The organism is Streptomyces sp. NPDC001219 (genome assembly GCF_053597915.1).
Genome location: NZ_JBSFJF010000024.1, coordinates 15,477 through 30,565 on the forward strand (window position 1 = coordinate 15,477; position 15,089 = coordinate 30,565).

A 15,089-nucleotide genomic window follows, 5' to 3' on the forward strand; every position below is an offset into this window, starting at 1 on the left:
AGAAGCCGTTCAGTCGGCGAACGCCGGAAGGATCTCGGCTCCGTAGGCGTCGATGGTGGATTCCTTGGCGTCGTGCATGGCGTAGAGCGCGAACTGGTCCACGCCCAGCGCCTGGAGCTGCCGCAGCTTCTCGACGTGCGCGGAGGCCGGGCCGAGGAGGCAGAAGCGGTCGATGACGGCGTCCGAGACGAAGCCCGCGTCCGGGTTGCCCGACCGGCCGTGGTGGGCGTAGTCGTAGCCCTCGCGGGACGCGATGTAGGCGGTCAGCTCGTCCGGCACCATGCCGGAGTGTTCGCCGTAGCGCGCGACGAGGTCGGCGACGTGGTTGCCGACCATCCCGCCGAACCAGCGGCACTGCTCGCGGGCGTGGTCCAGGTCGTCGCCCACGTAGGCCGGGGCGGCGACACAGATGGTGATGTCGGCCGGGTCACGGCCGGCGTCCTTCGCCGCGGTCCGTACCGCCTTGACCATCCATTCGGTGAGGAAGGGGTCGGCCAGCTGGAGGATGAAGCCGTCGGCGAGTTCACCGGCCATGGCGAGGGCCTTGGGCCCGTAGGCGGCCATCCACACCGGGAGCTTGCCGTCCTTGATCCAGGGGATCTTGATCCGGTGGTCGCCGACGTACGCCTCGCGCCCCTCGGCGAGGTCACGGATGACGCCGATCGACTCGCCCAGCCGGGCCAGGGTGTTGGGCGGGCGCCCGGCCACCCGCATCGCGGAGTCACCGCGCCCGATACCGCAGACGGTGCGGTTGCCGTACATGTCGTTGAGGGTGGCGAAGGTGGAGGCGGTGACCTCGGGGGTGCGGGTGGTGGGGTTGGTGACCATCGGGCCGACGATCAGCCGCTCGGTGTGTTCCAGAATCCGGCTGTAGATGACGAACGGTTCCTGCCACAGCACGGTCGAGTCGAAGGTCCAGCCGTAGCGGAAGCCGTTGCGCTCGGCACGGCGCATCAGGGACACCACGGCGGAGGCGGGCGGGTCGGCCTGCAGGACGAGTCCGAAGTCCACGGCGGCGCTCCTTAGATGAGGTACTGGCAGGTGCCGCGCGGGATGTACTGGCCGTGGCCCGCGCGTCCGGTGTACTCCCGGCGGTCGAGGACGAGTTCGCCCCGCGAGAGCACGGTCTCGACCTGCCCGGTGAGCTGTTTGCCCTCGTAGGGCGAGTAGTCGACGTTCATGTGGTGGGTCCCGGCGGAGACGGTCTGCTGGACGGCCGGGTCGTAGATGACGAGGTCGGCGTCGGAGCCGGGGGCGATGGTGCCCTTCTTCGGGTAGAGGCCGAACATCCGGGCCGGGGTCGCGCAGGCGATCTCGATCCAGCGGCGGCGGCTGATCCGGCCCTCCACGACGCCCTGGTGGAGGAGGTCCATCCGGTTCTCCACGCCCGGCATCCCGTTGGGGATCTTGGAGAAGTCGCCGCGGCCCAGCTCCTTCTGCCCCTGGAAGCAGAACGGGCAGTGGTCGGTCGAGACGACCTGGAGGTCATTGGTGCGCAGCCCGCGCCACAGCGCCTCCTGGTGCTCCCGCGGCCGCAGCGGTGTGGAGCACACGTACTTGGCGCCCTCGAAGTCCGGCTCGGCGAGGTTGTCGGTGGACAGGAACAGATACTGCGGGCAGGTCTCGCCGAAGACGTTCAGCCCCTTGTCGCGGGCCTGGGAGATCTCGGCGAGGGCTTCCTCGGCGGAGACATGGACGACGTAGAGCGGGGCCCCGGCCACCCGCGCGAGCTGGATGGTGCGGTGGGTGGCCTCGGCCTCCAGGAGCACCCGGCGGACCTCGCCGTGGTAGCGCGGGTCGGTGTGGCCCGCGGCCAGCGCCTGTTCGACGAGGACGTCGATGGCGATGCCGTTCTCGGCGTGCATCATGATCAGCCCGCCGTTGTCGGCGGACTGCTGCATGGCGCGCAGGATCTGCCCGTCGTCGCTGTAGAAGACGCCGGGGTAGGCGGTGAACAGCTTGAACGAGGTGACACCCTCCGCCACCAGGAGGTCCATCTCCTTGAGGGTGTGCTCGTTGACGTCCGAGAGGATCATGTGGAACGCGTAGTCGATGGCGCACTGGGCGTCGGACTTGGCGTGCCAGGCGTCCAGTCCGGCGCGCAGCGACTTGCCGCGGGACTGGACCGCGAAGTCGATGAGGGTCGTGGTGCCGCCCCAGGCGGCGGCGCGGGTCCCGGTCTCGAAGTTGTCGGAGGAGAAGGTCCCGCCGAACGGGAAGTCCAGGTGGGTGTGCGCGTCGACGCCCCCCGGGATGACGTATCTGCCGGTGGCGTCGATGACGCGGTCCGCCGCGCCGGTCCAGCCGCCGGCGGTGGCGCTGCCGTGTGCCGCGAGGGCGGCGACCCGGCCGTCCTCCACCAGGACATCGGCGTGGACCTCATCGGCGGCGGTGATCACCAGTCCGCCCTGAACGACCGTACGGCTCACAATCCTGCTCCCTTCCACACCAGTGACATCGATGGCACGGGAAGGCGGAGCCCGACGCGCACCATCCCCCCGGCAGGTCTGCTCCGCTGACGCCACGCCACAACCGGTCTACACCCGTAGATCACGGTTGAGAAGGAGACCGTAGAAGCATGTCACCCACCGTGGCAATACCGTGACCGCTCATCAGCGGAGACGTTCGTGTTGCGCCGACGATCAGCTGGACGGTTCAACGCGGGGCGCGGCCACGGGGCGCGCGGTGCCCGTGGGAGGGGTGCGGGAGTGACGCGTTGGGCAGGTATTCCGCCGGACCCGCGGGCGAACCCCGCGGGCGGCCCGGCATTCTGACGGACGAATCGGAAAGGCGGCGGCTTCATGGAGCAGAGCACACCGTGGGAGTTCTCCGACGACCGGGGGCGCCTGGCGGTGGCCGGCCACCGGCCGTTGCGGATCGTGGCGTACATACAGGCGGGGGCGACGCTGTGGGACCACGGCATACGCCCGGTGGGGCTCTTCGGGTCCCAGCACGACGGCGCCGCCCCCGACCCCGCCAAGGCCGGCGAACTGCCGCTCGCGGAACTCCCCTATCTCGGTTCGGGCGGTGCGCTGCACCCGGACTCCCTGCTGGAGGCGGAGCCGGACCTCGTGGTGGCCGTGACGTACGACGGTGAGCAGGTCTACGGGCTGGAGCCGAAGACCGCGCTGGAGCTGGAGACCCATGTCCCGGTCGCCACCGTCGCGGTGGGTCCCGGCCGGAGCCTGCCCGAGGTGCGCGAGCGGTTCGCGGCGCTCGCCGGATCGCTCGGCCATGGCGAACCCCTCGTCCGTGCGCGGGAGTTGGACGCCGCGGAGGATGCCCTGCGGCAGGCGGCGGGCGGGGCTGCGCGGCCGCGGGTGCTGGCGTTGTCGCCCGCGGGCCCGGAGCGGGTGCATCTGGCCCGGCCCGGCTCCTGGCCGGATCTGCGGGCGCTGACCGAGCACGGTGTGGACCTGCTCCAGCCGGCCGCGGGCGCCGGGGTCAACTGGTCCACCGTCGGCTGGGCGGACGCCGCGGCGCTGGAGCCGGACATCGTGCTGATGGACGTCCGGGTCAACGCCGCCCGGCCCGAACAGCTGCGGTCCGATGCCCACTGGCGCGCGCTGGAGGCCCGGTCCCGGCTGCTGCCGTGGAACCCGGAGGCCCCGTGCAGCCGGCGTGCGCACACCCGCTTCTTCACCCTGGTGGCCGACACGGTGCGGGAGACCGCCGGGACCGGATGAGCGTCCCGGTCCGCACGGCGGACGGGGGCCCCGCGCCCGGCGACGCCCCCGCCACGGCCGCGTCCGCTACGACGGGGCCAGCTGCCCCTGCGCCGTGCGCAGCGCGTCCGCCAGCAGGTCCGCGCCCTCTTCCGCCTCGGCGACGGTCAGCGTCATCGGGGGTGCGATGCGCAGCGAGGCGCCGCCCTGACCGCCCTTGCCGATCAGCAGGCCGCGCTCGCGGGCGGCCTCCAGGACCAGCGAGGCAGCCTCCGGCGCGTGCTCGTCGGTGCCGGGGCGGACCAGTTCGACGCCGATCATCAGGCCGCGGCCGCGCACTTCCCGTACCAGGTCGAGGCCGGCCGTGACCGCCCGCAGCCGCTCGATGAGCAGGCCGCCGACCCGCCGGGCGTTGCCCTGGAGGTCGTGTTCCAGGAGGTAGCCGAGGTTGGCCAGGCCCGCGGCCATGGTGACCGGGCTGCCGCCGAAGGTGGAGATGGAGTTCGCGGAGAGCGAGTTCATCACCTCGGCGCGGGTCACCACCCCGCCGATGGACATGCCGTTGCCGATGCCCTTGGCGAAGGTGAGCAGGTCGGGCGGGCCGTTGCCGTCGTGCGCCTGCCAGCCCCAGAAGTGGTCGCCGGTGCGGCCCCAGCCGGTCTGCACCTCGTCGCTGATCCAGAGGATGCCGTGCCGGGTGAGCACCTCGCGGAACGCGGCGTACAGGCCGTCCGGCGGCATGGTGAAGCCGCCGACGCCCTGGACCGGTTCGGCGATCAGCGCGGCGACCCCGCCCGCGGTCTGCTGGAGCATGTCCTCCAGGTCGGCGACGCAGGCCGCGGTGTAGGCGCGGTCGTCGAGGTCCGCGTACGGGCCGCGGCTGCGCACCCCGCCGTGCACGTACAGGGTCTGGAGGGGCGAGAGGCTGGTGGGTGACCAGCTCTGGTTGCCGGTGATGCCGACGGTGGAGAAGGACCGGCCGTGGTAGCTGTTGCGCATCGCCAGGATCTGGTTGGAGCGGCGGTGCGTGGTGGCCAGCAGGAGGGCCGCGTCGTTGGCCTCCGTGCCGGAGGTGGTGAAGAAGACCCGGGCGTCGGGGATGCCGGAGAGCGCCGCGATCCGCTCCGCCAGCTCGACCATGGGGCGCGAGAGGTAGAGCGTCGAGGTGTGGATGATCCGGCCGGCCTGTTCGGCGACGGCCTTGGTCACCTCGGGCAGGGCGTGCGCCGTCATGGTGGTGAGGATGCCGCCGAAGAAGTCGAGGTAGCGGTTGCCCTCGGTGTCCCAGACGTGGCGGCCCTCGCCGTGGGTGAGTTCGAGCGGCCGCTCGTAGTAGAGGCTCAGCCAGGAGGGGAGGACGGACCGGTGACGGGCGTGCAGGCTCGGGGGTTCGTGGCTCATGGCTGCACCAGCCCGTCGTAGGCGTCGGGGCGGCGGTCGCGGTAGAAGGCCCACTGCTGCCGGACCTCGTCGATCAGTGCGAAGTCGAGGTCGCGGATGACCAGTTCCTCCTTGGAGTCGCTGGCGACGTCGCCGACGAACTGGCCCCGGGGGTCGACGAAGTAGCTGGTGCCGTAGAAGTCGTTGTCGCCGTACTCCTCGACGCCGACCCGGTTGATCGCCGCGATGAAGTACTCGTTGGCGACGGCGGCGGCGGGCTGTTCCAGCTGCCAGAGGTAGGCGGACAGGCCGCGGGAGGTGGCGGAGGGGTTGTAGACGAGCTGGGCACCGTTGAGGCCCAACTGCCGCCAGCCCTCGGGGAAGTGGCGGTCGTAGCAGATGTAGACGCCGACCTTGCCGACGGCGGTGTCGAAGACCGGCCAGCCGGCGTTCCCCGGCTTGAAGTAGTACTTCTCCCAGAAGCCCTTGACCTGCGGGATGTGGTGCTTGCGGTAGGTGCCCAGGACCGTGCCGTCGGCGTCGATGACGGCCGCGGTGTTGTAGTAGAAGCCGGACTGCTCGACCTCGAAGACGGGGACGACGATGACCATGCCGGTCTCGCGGGCCAGGGCCTGCATCCGCCGGACGGTCGGCCCGTCGGGCACCGGCTCGGCCCAGCGGTAGTGCTCGGGCTCCTGGACCTGGCAGAAGTACGGGGCGTTGAAGACTTCCTGGAAGCCGATCACCTTCGCACCCTGCGCGGCCGCCGCTCTGGCGTACTCCTCATGCTTCGCGATCATCGATTCGGTGTCGCCGGTCCAGGTCGCCTGGACCAGTGCGGCACGCACAACATCGGCCATGAGCTGCTCCTTTGTCGATGCGTCAGCCTGCAGCCCGCGCGGGGATCTACGCGTGTGGAGGTGACCGTAAGCCCCGTCACGGACCGTGGCAAGACCATCTCCCCCGTGGCGCGTCCACCGGCGCACCGGAAAATCGACAGGCAGACTTGGAAGTTTACCTGTTGATCTCGTACGCTGGACATATGCCGGAAAACGACGTGGAACGCCTGGCGGGAGACCTCGGAGCGGCCGTGGTGCAGCTCATGCGGCATCTGCGCGCCGCCTCACCCCAGGGCGAGCTCACCCCGAGCCAGCGCGCGGTGCTCTCCCGGATCGACACCGGCGGGCCGGCCACCACCGCGGCGCTGGCCCGCGCCGAACTGGTCCGCCCGCAGTCCATGCGGCAGACCGTCGCGGTGCTGGAGGAGCGCGGCATCCTCGCCCGCAGTCCGCACCCGACCGACGGCCGGCAGGTGGTCTTCTCCCTCACCGACGAGGGCCACCGGGTGCTCGGTGCCGTACGGCAGGCCAAGCACAACTGGCTGGCGGTGGCGCTCGCCGACCGGCTGACCCTGGAGGAGCGGCAGACCCTGGAGACGGCGGCCGGGCTGATACGGCGGCTGATGCCGGAATGAGTGAGTCCGCCGCCGCGGAAGAGGCCGCGGCCCGTACGGGGGACGCCCCGGCCGGCTCCGGTGGGCCCGCCGGCGAACCCGGCCGTGCCTTCGGCGCCCGGCTGATGACCCCGCTGCTGCTCGGCTCGCTGCTGAACCCCCTCAACTCGACGATGATCGCCACCACCCTGGTGGCCATCGGCCAGGACTTCCACGTCGGCGCGGCCGGCACGGCCTGGCTCGTCTCCGCGATGTATCTGTCCAGCGCCGTCGGCCAGCCCTCACTGGGGCGGCTCGCCGACGGCGTCGGCCCCCGCCGGGTGTTCGCGGCCGGTGCGCTGACCGTCTGCGCGGCGGGCCTCATCGGGGCGCTCGCGACCAGCTTCCCGCTACTGATCGTCTCCCGGGTCGTGCTCGGGATCGGCACCGCGGCCGCCTACCCGGCGGCGATGGCGCTGCTGCGCGCCGAGTCGCGGCGGCTGGGCGAGCCCACCCGCGGTACGTCCTCGGGCGGCTCTCGCTCGCCGCACTGGGCAGTGCGGCGCTCGGCCCCGCGCTCGGCGGGCTGCTCGCCGCGACCGCGGGCTGGCGCGCGGTGTTCGCCGTCAACATCCCGCTCGCGCTGCTCGCCCTGGTCGGCGCGCTCGCCTGGCTCCCCGCGGACCGGAAGGACACCGGCGGCGGACGGACCAGGGACGCTCGCGCGCGTCCGTTCGACCTGCTGGGCATGGTGCTGTTCGCCGCGGTGCTGACCTGCGCGATGTTCTTCCTGCTGGACCTCCGGGACCCGCGGTGGCCGCTGCCGGTGGCGGCCCTCGGGCCGGCGGGCGTCCTGGTGTGGTGGCAGCTGCGCCGTCCGGAGCCGTTCCTCGATCTGCGGATGCTCGCCCGTAACGGCCCGCTGGTCCGCACCTACCTCCGGCACGGGCTGGCCTACCTGGTCATCTACTGCGTGCTCTACGGCTTCAGCCAGTGGCTGGAGCAGGCGCACGGCTTCTCCTCGTTCCAGGCCGGTCTGGTCATGCTGCCGATGTCCGGCGCGGCGGCGTGCTGCGCGATCTGGGGCGCCCGGACGAAGGGCATCCGCGCCCCGCTGGCCGTCGCCGCCGGCTGCCTCGCCCTCGGCAGCGCGGCCCTCCTGCTGTTGCACGGCGGCAGTCCGCTGATCGCGCTGCTGTGCGCCGGGGTGCTCTTCGGCATCCCGCAGGGGCTGGCCGCTACCGGCAATCAGGCCGCGGTCTACGCCCAGGCACCGGCCGACGCGGTGGGCGCGGCCGCCGGGCTCCAGCGCACCGCCCAGTACCTCGGCGCGATCACCGCGGCCGGTCTCCTCGGGCTGCTGTACGGGGCACGCGCCTCGGACCCCGGCCTGCACGGCATCGCGCTGACCGGCGTCGCCCTCGGCGTGCTGCTGCTCCTGCTGACCCTCACCGACCGCAGCCTGCGGACCGGCGCCTCCCGGACCGGCGGCTGAAACGGGCTCCCGGCACCCCGGCCGCAGACCGCCGCTCCGGCTGCCCTCCGTCCCCCGTCACCACCGCACAAGGAGCACCCGATGCCCGTGACCACCCTCGACAGCACGACCGCCCTGGTGCTGATCGACCTCCAGAAGGGCATCGCGGCGCTGCCCACCGCCCCCGAACCGGCCGCCGCCGTCATCGCGCGCGGCGCACGGCTGGCCGCCGCGTTCCGGGCGCGCGGGCTGCCCGTCGTCCTGGTGAACGTCACCGGCGGCGCACCGGGCCGTACGGAGTCCGCGCGGCCCGCCGGTGAGCCGCCCGCCGACTGGGCGGAGCTGGTGCCCGAACTCGGCCGGCAGCCCGGCGACCTCACCGTCAGCAAGGAGCGGTGGGGCGCCTTCCACGGCACGGACCTGGACCGGGAGCTGCGCCACCGCGGGGTGACCCAGCTCGTGCTGGGCGGCATCGCCACCAGCATCGGGGTCGAGTCCACCGCCCGTGCCGCGTACGAGCACGGCTACCACGTCACCCTCGCCACCGACGCGATGACCGACCTGGACGCCGGGGCGCACCGCAACAGCCTGGAGAAGATCTTCCCGCGGCTGGGCGTGACCGGCAGCACCGAGGAGATCCTCGCGCTCCTGGGCTGAGACGGCGGGCGGTCCGCCGCTGGTCAGGGGCGGACGCCGGCGTACCGCGCCGGGTGGCCGGGCGGCCGCCGCTCGTGCCAGCGCAGATCGTCCTGCAGCTGGGCGGCCAGCGAGATCAGCCGCGGCTCCCCATGGGCCGGACCGAGCAGCTGGGCGCCCAGCGGCAGGCCGTCCGTGCTGAACCCGGCGGGCACGCTCACCCCCGGCCAGCCGAGGACGTTCCACGGCCAGGCGTACGGGCAGGCCGCGATCATGGCCTGATCCGTACGCCAGCCGCTGAGCTTGGCGAGGGTGCCGATGCGCGGCGGCGGGGTGGCCGTGGTCGGTGTCAGCAGCACGTCGTAGGGGCCGAACAGCGCGCCGATCCGCCGCTGTTGGCGGCGCTCGACGGCGCGTGCCCGGCGCAGCACGGGACCGCCGAGCAGCCGTCCCATCCGGGCCGCCTCCCGAGTGCGGCGGTCCAGCAGCGAGCGGTCGGGGACCCGGTCGGCCCACTCCCCGACCCCGGCGGTGGCCCGCGGCACGAAGGCCAGCCCGACCAGCCCGTAGTCCGGTTCCGCCTCCTCGACGAAGTGCCCGAGCCGGACCAGCGTGCGGGCCAGGCCGGTCACCGCCTCCCGGACGTCGGGGTGCAGCGGCTTGGGCGTGAAGGTGAAGGCCGCCTTCCAGGACAGCGCGATACGCAGCCGCCCCGGGTCGCGCCGGGCGGCCTCGCGGGCCGCGATGGCGGGCGGCCGGTGCAGATCGCCGTCGTGGTTGCCGCTGGCCACGTCCAGCAGCAGCGCCGCGTCCTCGACCGAACGGGCCAGCGGTCCGATGCCGGTGATCCCCTGGAAGGCCTCGGGGTCCGGCCAGGTGGAGATGCGGCCGCGCTGGGGTTTGATGCCGACGAGATGGGACCAGGCGGCGGGGATACGGACCGAGCCGGCGCCGTCGGTGCCGAGAGCGGCGGGGACCAGCCCGGCCGCGACCGCGGCGGCCGACCCGCCGGACGAGCCGCCCGGGGTGTGGGCGAGATTCCACGGGTTGCAGGTGTTGCCGAAGGCCGGGCCCTCGGTGAACGGCCACTGGCCCAGCTCACAGGCGTTGGTCTTGCCGACGATGACGGCGCCGGCCGCGCGCAGCCGCCGGACGACCTCGGCGTCGCGCTCCTTGGGCGGGAACTCCCCGGCGCAGCCGAACGCGGTCGGCTCGCCCGCCACATCGGTGTCGTCCTTGACCGCGACCGGCACCCCGAGCAGCGGCAGCCGCTCCCCGGCCGCCAGTCTGCGGTCGGCCTCCGCGGCCTCCGCCATCGCCGCCTCGGCCCGTACCCGCCGGAAGGCGTTGACGGTGCCCTGGGTGGCCTCGATGCGCTCCAGCGACCGCCGGACCAGCGCGGTCGAGGTCACCCGGCCCTCGGCGAGCGCCCGTGCCTGCTCGGCCAGGCCCTCCAACTCGCCCGCCGTGGCACCGATGTGCCGGGCCGGGACCTGCCCGGCCTCGCTGTCCTGGCTCTCGTCAACGCTCACGCTGCGTTCCCTCCCTGGGACCGCTCATTCGAACGAACGGTCCCAGGAGGCTAATCGCCACCGCCACGGCCATCAACGACGCCGCGCGGGGTGCCACATCGACGACACACGGACGGCACACAGCGGTCCGGCCGTGCCGGCGAGGTGACATCCGGCTCCCGTGCCGCGGGCGTTAGGACCGGTGCACGACGCGCGCCGCGCCGCCGCCGCGCCGTACCTTTTCGGCCGCGGCCAGCCAGCGGCCGTCCGACAGCCGCTGGATGGCGGTCGCCGCGCCGATCTCCGGGTTCTCCTTGAAGGCGTGGCCGAGCGCTTCGAGTTGCCGGCGGACCGGGCTGTTCCACAGGCCGGGTTCGAGTTCGGTGCGGGCCGCGTTGCGCTGGCTGGCACGCGGTGCGGCGATGGCGTCGACCAGCGGCATTCCGCGGTCGAGGTGGTTGACCAGGGTCTGCAGCACGGTGGTGATGATGGTCGCGCCGCCGGGCGAGCCGAGCGCCACCGCCGGCCGGCCGTGCCGCAGCACGAGAGTCGGCGACATCGACGAGCGCGGCCGCTTGCCGGGGCCCGGCAGGTTCGGATCGTGCACGGCGGGGTCGGCGGGCGCGAAGGAGAAGTCGGTCAGCTCGTTGTTGAGCAGGAAGCCGCGGTGCGGGACGACGATGCCGCTGCCGCCGGTCTGCTCGATGGTCAGGGTGTAGGCGACGACGTTGCCCCACCTGTCGGCGACGGTCAGATGGGTGGTGTTCTCCCCCTCGTACGTCGTCGGCGCGGCCCGGCCGGCCGCGGCGCAGGGCTTCGGGTGGCGCGGGTCGCCGGGCGCGAGCGGGCTGGTCAGCGCCTTGTCGTCGTGAATGAGGCAGCCGCGGGCGTCGGCGAACCGCTGTCCGGTCAGGCCCCTGGTCGGGACGTCCTCGTGCGCCGGGTCGCCGACCCAGCGGCCGCGGTCGGCGAAGGCGATCCGGGACGCTTCGAGGTAGCGGTGGAGGTACTGCCGCTCGGTCAGCCGGGACAGGTCGCTCCGCTCCAGGATGTTGAGCGCCTCGGCGACGGAGGTGCCGCCGGAGGAGGACGGCGCCATGCCGTAGACGTCGAGGCCGCGGTAGCGGGTGTGGGTGGGCTCCTGGCTCAGGACGCGGTAGGCGCGCAGGTCCCCGGCGGTCAGGTCGCCGGGCCGCACGGTGCGCGGGGAGCCGGCGCGCACCGGCGGTGTGCGGACGGTGCGGACGATGTCCCGGGCCAGCGCGCCGCGGTAGAGCGCACCGGCGCCCTTCTTCGCCAACTCCCCGTACGTACGGGCCAGATCGGGGTTCCGCATCGTGGAGCCGACCACCGGCAGCTCGCCGCCGGGCAGGTAGAGGCGGGCGGTCGCCGGGAAGTCGCGGAAGCGGGCCTCGTTGTCCGCGGTCTGCCGGCGGAAGGTCTCGTCGACCGTGAAGCCGTCCGTGGCCAGCCGCTGGGCGGGGCGCAGCACCTCGCCCAGGGACCGGCTGCCCCACTTGCGCAGGGCGGTGTCCCAGGTGGCGGCGGTGCCCGGGGTGCCGACGCTCAGCCCGCTGGTGACGGCGTCGTCGAACGGGAGAGGCGTGCCGTGCTCCAGGAAGAGGTCCTTGCCGGCGGAGCGCGGGGCGGTCTCCCGGCCGTCGAGGGTGCGTATGACCTTGCTCCGGGCGTCGTAGGAGACGAGGTATCCGCCGCCGCCGATGCCCGCGGAGTAGGGCTCGGTGACGCCGAGGGCGGCGGCGGTGGCGACCGCGGCGTCGACGGCGTTGCCACCCTTCCTGAGCACCTCGATACCGGCGGCCGAGGCGTACGGGTCGACGCTGGAGACGGCGCCGCCGGAGCCGACGGCGACCGGGGTCTTCTCCGGAGTCGCGGTGGCGGCGAGGTCCCGGTGGGCGGGGCCGGGCCGTGCGGGCGCGGCGGAACCGGCGGCGGCCGGGACCGTCATCAGGGAGCCGGCCAGCGCGGCGGCCGCTCCCAGAACGGTGAGGCGTCGGACTCTGGTCATACCGGGGTTTCCTCCCAGAGGCTGCACGGGGGCGGCAGGGGCCCGGAGCCTACTCGCGGCAACAGCCCGCCGACAGAGGGCGTTTCGGGCCCGGCCGCCCCGGTGGCGGCGGGGATCAGCCGCCCCTTTCCGCCCGGATCAGGTATGCCCGTACGGACCGGGACAAGCCGTCCCAGCTGCCCGCCCCGCCCTCGAACACACCGCCGGAATGCCGCTACGCTCCCCGGCCATGGACGACACCCTGCTGCTCCTGACCGTGGCGGCCGCGGCCCTGATCGTGGGCCTGGTGGCCGGCTGGGCCGGATACTCCGCGGTGGCCCGCCGGAAGCCGGCCCGCGAGCAAGGCTTCTTCGGGCTTCCGGACGGTTCGGAGTGCGTGCTGGTCACCCACCGGGACAGCTCCTCGGCCCACTGGAGCATCCCGCGCCATGACGCGCTGGCGCTGCTGGGGCTGGCCGCGGTGATCGAGAACTGCGGTGCGCACCCCGAGGTCGCCCCGCACGACACCGGCCTCCAGGGCTTCGGGGCGCGTACCGAGTTCTGTGTCGGCGACCCGACCGCGCACCGGCGGCTCGCGGCCCACCTGGCCAATCTGCTGCCGGGCGTGACGGTGCACCCCGGGGACGAGTCCGGCGCGGGCCGGGGCACCTTCACCATCGGCGGCACGGAGTACCGGATGGAGCCCGGTGCCGTCGAGTACGTCCTCCTGGCCCGGCTGACCGCCGGCGAGGGCGACCGGCCGGTGTTCCTGGCGGCCGGCCAGCGCCCGGTCACCCACCGGGCCGCGGTCCGCCATCTCGTGCGCAACCGGGCCCGGCTGGCCCGTAGGCACGGCAGCGACGGCCAGTTCTGTCTGCTGCTGAAGGTGGTCAACTCGCAGGCGTACGGGCCCGATGTCGTCGAGCTGGTCGGGGATGTCACCAAGGCCGCGCTGGCGGCGCCGGAGCCGAAGGGCCACCGGGCGACGGCCTGAGCCGGGAGAACAGCGGCCGCCCTCCTACGCCTGCCCCTCCCCCGGCGCCGTGCCGGTGGGAAGGCGGTAGGGCACATTGACCACCGTCACGCCCGGGGTGAACAGCAGCCGGGCCTTCAGCCGCAGGGCGCTCTGGTTGTGCAGCGGCTGCTCCCACCAGTGCCCGACGATGTACTCGGGGATCACGACCGTGACGGCGCCGCCCGGGTAGCGCGCACAGACCTCCAGGATGTGGTCGATCACCGGCCGGGTGAAGTCCCGGTAGGGCGAGCTGAGCACCTGCAGCGCCACGTCGATGTCATGGGCGTCCCACTCCTCGCGCAGCTCGCGTACGTCGCCGGGGTCGACGGCGACGGTCAGCGCCTCCAATGTGGTGGGACGCATCGCGCGGGCATAGCCGAGGGCCTTGAGGGTGGGCGCGTGCAGGGAGTTCACCAGCACCCGCACATGGTTCCCGGCCGGCTCCCAGGGCCGGGCGCCGGGGGCGACGGCCAACTCGCGGTCGAGGCGCCGGTAGTGCTGGTGGATCGCGCGCATTCCCAGGAAGAGCAGCGGCATGGCGATCACCACGATCCAGGCGCCGTGCAGGAACTTGGTGATCAGGACGATGACCAGGACCACCCCGGTGAGCACCGCGCCGACCGCGTTGATCGTCTGGGAGCGCCGGTGCCGGGCCCGCTCGCGTGAAGGCAGCCCCGGCTCGGCGAGGACGGTCCGCCAGTGCCGGACCATGCCCGTCTGGGAGAGCGTGAAGGAGACGAAGACGCCGATGATGTAGAGCTGGATGAGGCGGGTGAGTTCCGCGTCGAACAGCACGATCAGCCCGATCGCGGCCAGCGCGAGCAGGATGATCCCGTTGGAGAAGACCAGCCGGTCCCCGCGGTTGTGCAGCTGCCGGGGCACGAACCCGTCCTCGGCGAGGATCGACGCCAGCATCGGGAAGCCGTTGAAGGCGGTGTTGGCGGCGAGGATCAGCACCCCGGCGGTGAACGCCTGGAGCAGGTAGAAGAGCGTGTCGAGGTCGCCGAAGGCGGCGCGGGCGATCTGGGCGAGCGCGGTGGAGGTCGGGGTGTCCGGCGGCAGCCCCAGCTCGGTGGGCTGCACCGCGACATGCACGTCGGAGAGCATGGCCAGGACGGTGATCCCGCCGAACATGGTGACCGAGAAGAACCCCATGACCAGCAGCGTGTTGGCGGCGTTGCGGCTCTTCGGCCGGCGGAAGGCGGGCACTCCGTTGCTGATCGCCTCGACGCCGGTCAGCGCGGTGCAGCCGGACGCGAAGGCGCGCATCCCCAGCAGGACCAGGGCCACGCCGGTGTAGTCCGAGACGGCGTGCAGCGGCAGGTCAGCGGACTCGGCGCGGATGCTCGCGCCGGTGGCCAGCCGTACGGCCGCGACCGCGAACATCAGGTAGATGAAGAAGACGAACCCGTAGGTGGGCACGGCGAAGACCCGGCCGGATTCCCGGACCCCGCGCAGGTTCATCAGGGCCAGCAGTGCCACGAACCCGACGGACAGCGCCACGTCGTGGCCGCCGAGGGACGGAATCGCGGAGGTGATCGCGGCGACGCCGGACACCACGGACACCGCGACGGTCAGCACGTAGTCGACCAGCAGCGCGCTGGCGGCGGTGAGCGCCGCGTTCCGCCCGAGGTTCTGTGCGCTGACGCGGTACGCCCCGCCGCCGCCGGGATAGGCGTAACAGGTCTGCCGGTAGGACGCCACGACCACGACCAGCACCAGCACGATGGCGGCCGCCGCGTACCAGGTCAGATGGAGCAGGGCGATCCCGCCGAGGCCGACGACCAGCAGGATCTCCTCGGTGGCGTAGGCGACCGAGGAGAGCGGGTCGCTGCAGAAGATCGGTAGCGCCAGTCGCTTCGGCAGCAGCGTCTCACCGAGGCGCGCACTGTCCAGCGGACGGCCCACCATCATCCGCTTCGGCCTGAAGAATTGGCTCATAGCCGGACAAACTATGGGCCGCCCGGT

At 73.0% G+C, this 15,089-nt stretch carries 12 protein-coding genes and 1 pseudogene; 6 read left to right on the top strand and 7 right to left on the bottom strand.

From position 1 onward, the window contains the following. Window positions 1-9 precede the first annotated feature (9 nt). Together ACWC9R_RS17770 and hydA are read right to left on the bottom strand one after the other, a co-directional pair. Window positions 10-1,011: a TIGR03842 family LLM class F420-dependent oxidoreductase gene (locus ACWC9R_RS17770; protein ID WP_450732552.1), complete on the bottom strand. Its 1,002-nt coding sequence runs from the start codon at window positions 1,009-1,011 to the stop codon at window positions 10-12. 11 nt (window positions 1,012-1,022) lie between these two features. Beyond that, window positions 1,023-2,429: a dihydropyrimidinase gene (gene hydA / locus ACWC9R_RS17775; RefSeq protein WP_450732554.1), complete on the bottom strand. Its 1,407-nt coding sequence runs from the start codon at window positions 2,427-2,429 to the stop codon at window positions 1,023-1,025. Between the two features lie 372 nt (window positions 2,430-2,801). Here hydA and ACWC9R_RS17780 point away from each other — a divergent pair, with 372 nt between their 5' ends. Next, window positions 2,802-3,686 (top strand): ABC transporter substrate-binding protein, encoded by an 885-nt coding sequence (locus tag ACWC9R_RS17780; RefSeq protein WP_450732556.1) that lies wholly within the window; start codon window positions 2,802-2,804, stop codon window positions 3,684-3,686. 66 nt (window positions 3,687-3,752) lie between these two features. On the opposite strand, the gene ACWC9R_RS17785 is transcribed toward ACWC9R_RS17780, so the two are convergent. Together ACWC9R_RS17785 and ACWC9R_RS17790 are read right to left on the bottom strand one after the other, a co-directional pair. Further along, window positions 3,753-5,066 (bottom strand): aspartate aminotransferase family protein, encoded by a 1,314-nt coding sequence (locus ACWC9R_RS17785; RefSeq protein ID WP_450732558.1) that lies wholly within the window; start codon window positions 5,064-5,066, stop codon window positions 3,753-3,755. After that, window positions 5,063-5,905 (bottom strand): nitrilase-related carbon-nitrogen hydrolase, encoded by an 843-nt coding sequence (locus ACWC9R_RS17790; RefSeq protein WP_362601351.1) that lies wholly within the window; start codon window positions 5,903-5,905, stop codon window positions 5,063-5,065. The genes ACWC9R_RS17785 and ACWC9R_RS17790 overlap by 4 nt, the downstream gene beginning before the upstream one ends. Window positions 5,906-6,087: 182 nt before the next feature. Between ACWC9R_RS17790 and ACWC9R_RS17795 the strand changes: the two genes are divergently transcribed. The 4 genes and pseudogenes from ACWC9R_RS17795 (at window position 6,088) to ACWC9R_RS17810 (ending at window position 8,608) form a co-directional block, all read left to right on the top strand. Next, window positions 6,088-6,519, top strand: coding sequence for a MarR family winged helix-turn-helix transcriptional regulator (locus tag ACWC9R_RS17795; protein WP_450732560.1), 432 nt, complete (start codon window positions 6,088-6,090; stop codon window positions 6,517-6,519). A gap of 152 nt (window positions 6,520-6,671) precedes the next feature. Then, a pseudogene (locus ACWC9R_RS17800) lies at window positions 6,672-6,902 on the top strand (MFS transporter); the annotation flags it as partial. 125 nt (window positions 6,903-7,027) lie between these two features. After that, complete coding sequence (locus ACWC9R_RS17805) at window positions 7,028-7,972, top strand: MFS transporter (RefSeq protein WP_450732678.1); 945 nt, start codon at window positions 7,028-7,030, stop codon at window positions 7,970-7,972. Between the two features lie 81 nt (window positions 7,973-8,053). Beyond that, window positions 8,054-8,608, top strand: coding sequence for an isochorismatase family protein (locus tag ACWC9R_RS17810; protein WP_450732561.1), 555 nt, complete (start codon window positions 8,054-8,056; stop codon window positions 8,606-8,608). A 23-nt stretch (window positions 8,609-8,631) separates the two neighbouring features. On the opposite strand, the gene ACWC9R_RS17815 is transcribed toward ACWC9R_RS17810, so the two are convergent. Both ACWC9R_RS17815 and ggt read right to left on the bottom strand, forming a co-directional pair. Next, a complete protein-coding gene (locus tag ACWC9R_RS17815; protein ID WP_450732563.1) occupies window positions 8,632-10,119 on the bottom strand; it encodes an amidase in 1,488 nt (495 codons plus the stop codon). A 172-nt stretch (window positions 10,120-10,291) separates the two neighbouring features. Next, entirely contained in the window at window positions 10,292-12,127 is a 1,836-nt protein-coding gene (gene ggt, locus ACWC9R_RS17820) for a gamma-glutamyltransferase (RefSeq protein WP_450732565.1), read from the bottom strand. A gap of 229 nt (window positions 12,128-12,356) precedes the next feature. Here ggt and ACWC9R_RS17825 point away from each other — a divergent pair, with 229 nt between their 5' ends. Continuing rightward, window positions 12,357-13,100, top strand: coding sequence for a hypothetical protein (locus tag ACWC9R_RS17825; protein WP_450732566.1), 744 nt, complete (start codon window positions 12,357-12,359; stop codon window positions 13,098-13,100). Between the two features lie 24 nt (window positions 13,101-13,124). Here ACWC9R_RS17825 and ACWC9R_RS17830 read toward each other — a convergent pair whose 3' ends face one another. Then, the gene (locus ACWC9R_RS17830) at window positions 13,125-15,062 is read right to left on the bottom strand and encodes an APC family permease (protein WP_450732568.1); all 1,938 of its coding nucleotides are present in this window, start codon (window positions 15,060-15,062) and stop codon (window positions 13,125-13,127) included. Window positions 15,063-15,089: the final 27 nt, after the last annotated feature.

What these genes read in the sequence shown, in the direction of transcription:
- ACWC9R_RS17780 (WP_450732556.1), top strand. Translation starts at nt 2,802, where the DNA reads ATGGAGCAGAGCACACCGTGGGAGTTCTCCGACGACCGGGGGCGCCTG.
- ACWC9R_RS17785 (WP_450732558.1), bottom strand. Translation starts at nt 5,066, where the DNA reads ATGAGCCACGAACCCCCGAGCCTGCACGCCCGTCACCGGTCCGTCCTC.
- ACWC9R_RS17790 (WP_362601351.1), bottom strand. Translation starts at nt 5,905, where the DNA reads ATGGCCGATGTTGTGCGTGCCGCACTGGTCCAGGCGACCTGGACCGGC.
- ACWC9R_RS17795 (WP_450732560.1), top strand. Translation starts at nt 6,088, where the DNA reads ATGCCGGAAAACGACGTGGAACGCCTGGCGGGAGACCTCGGAGCGGCC.
- ACWC9R_RS17810 (WP_450732561.1), top strand. Translation starts at nt 8,054, where the DNA reads ATGCCCGTGACCACCCTCGACAGCACGACCGCCCTGGTGCTGATCGAC.
- ggt (WP_450732565.1), bottom strand. Translation starts at nt 12,127, where the DNA reads ATGACCAGAGTCCGACGCCTCACCGTTCTGGGAGCGGCCGCCGCGCTG.
- ACWC9R_RS17825 (WP_450732566.1), top strand. Translation starts at nt 12,357, where the DNA reads ATGGACGACACCCTGCTGCTCCTGACCGTGGCGGCCGCGGCCCTGATC.
- ACWC9R_RS17830 (WP_450732568.1), bottom strand. Translation starts at nt 15,062, where the DNA reads ATGAGCCAATTCTTCAGGCCGAAGCGGATGATGGTGGGCCGTCCGCTG.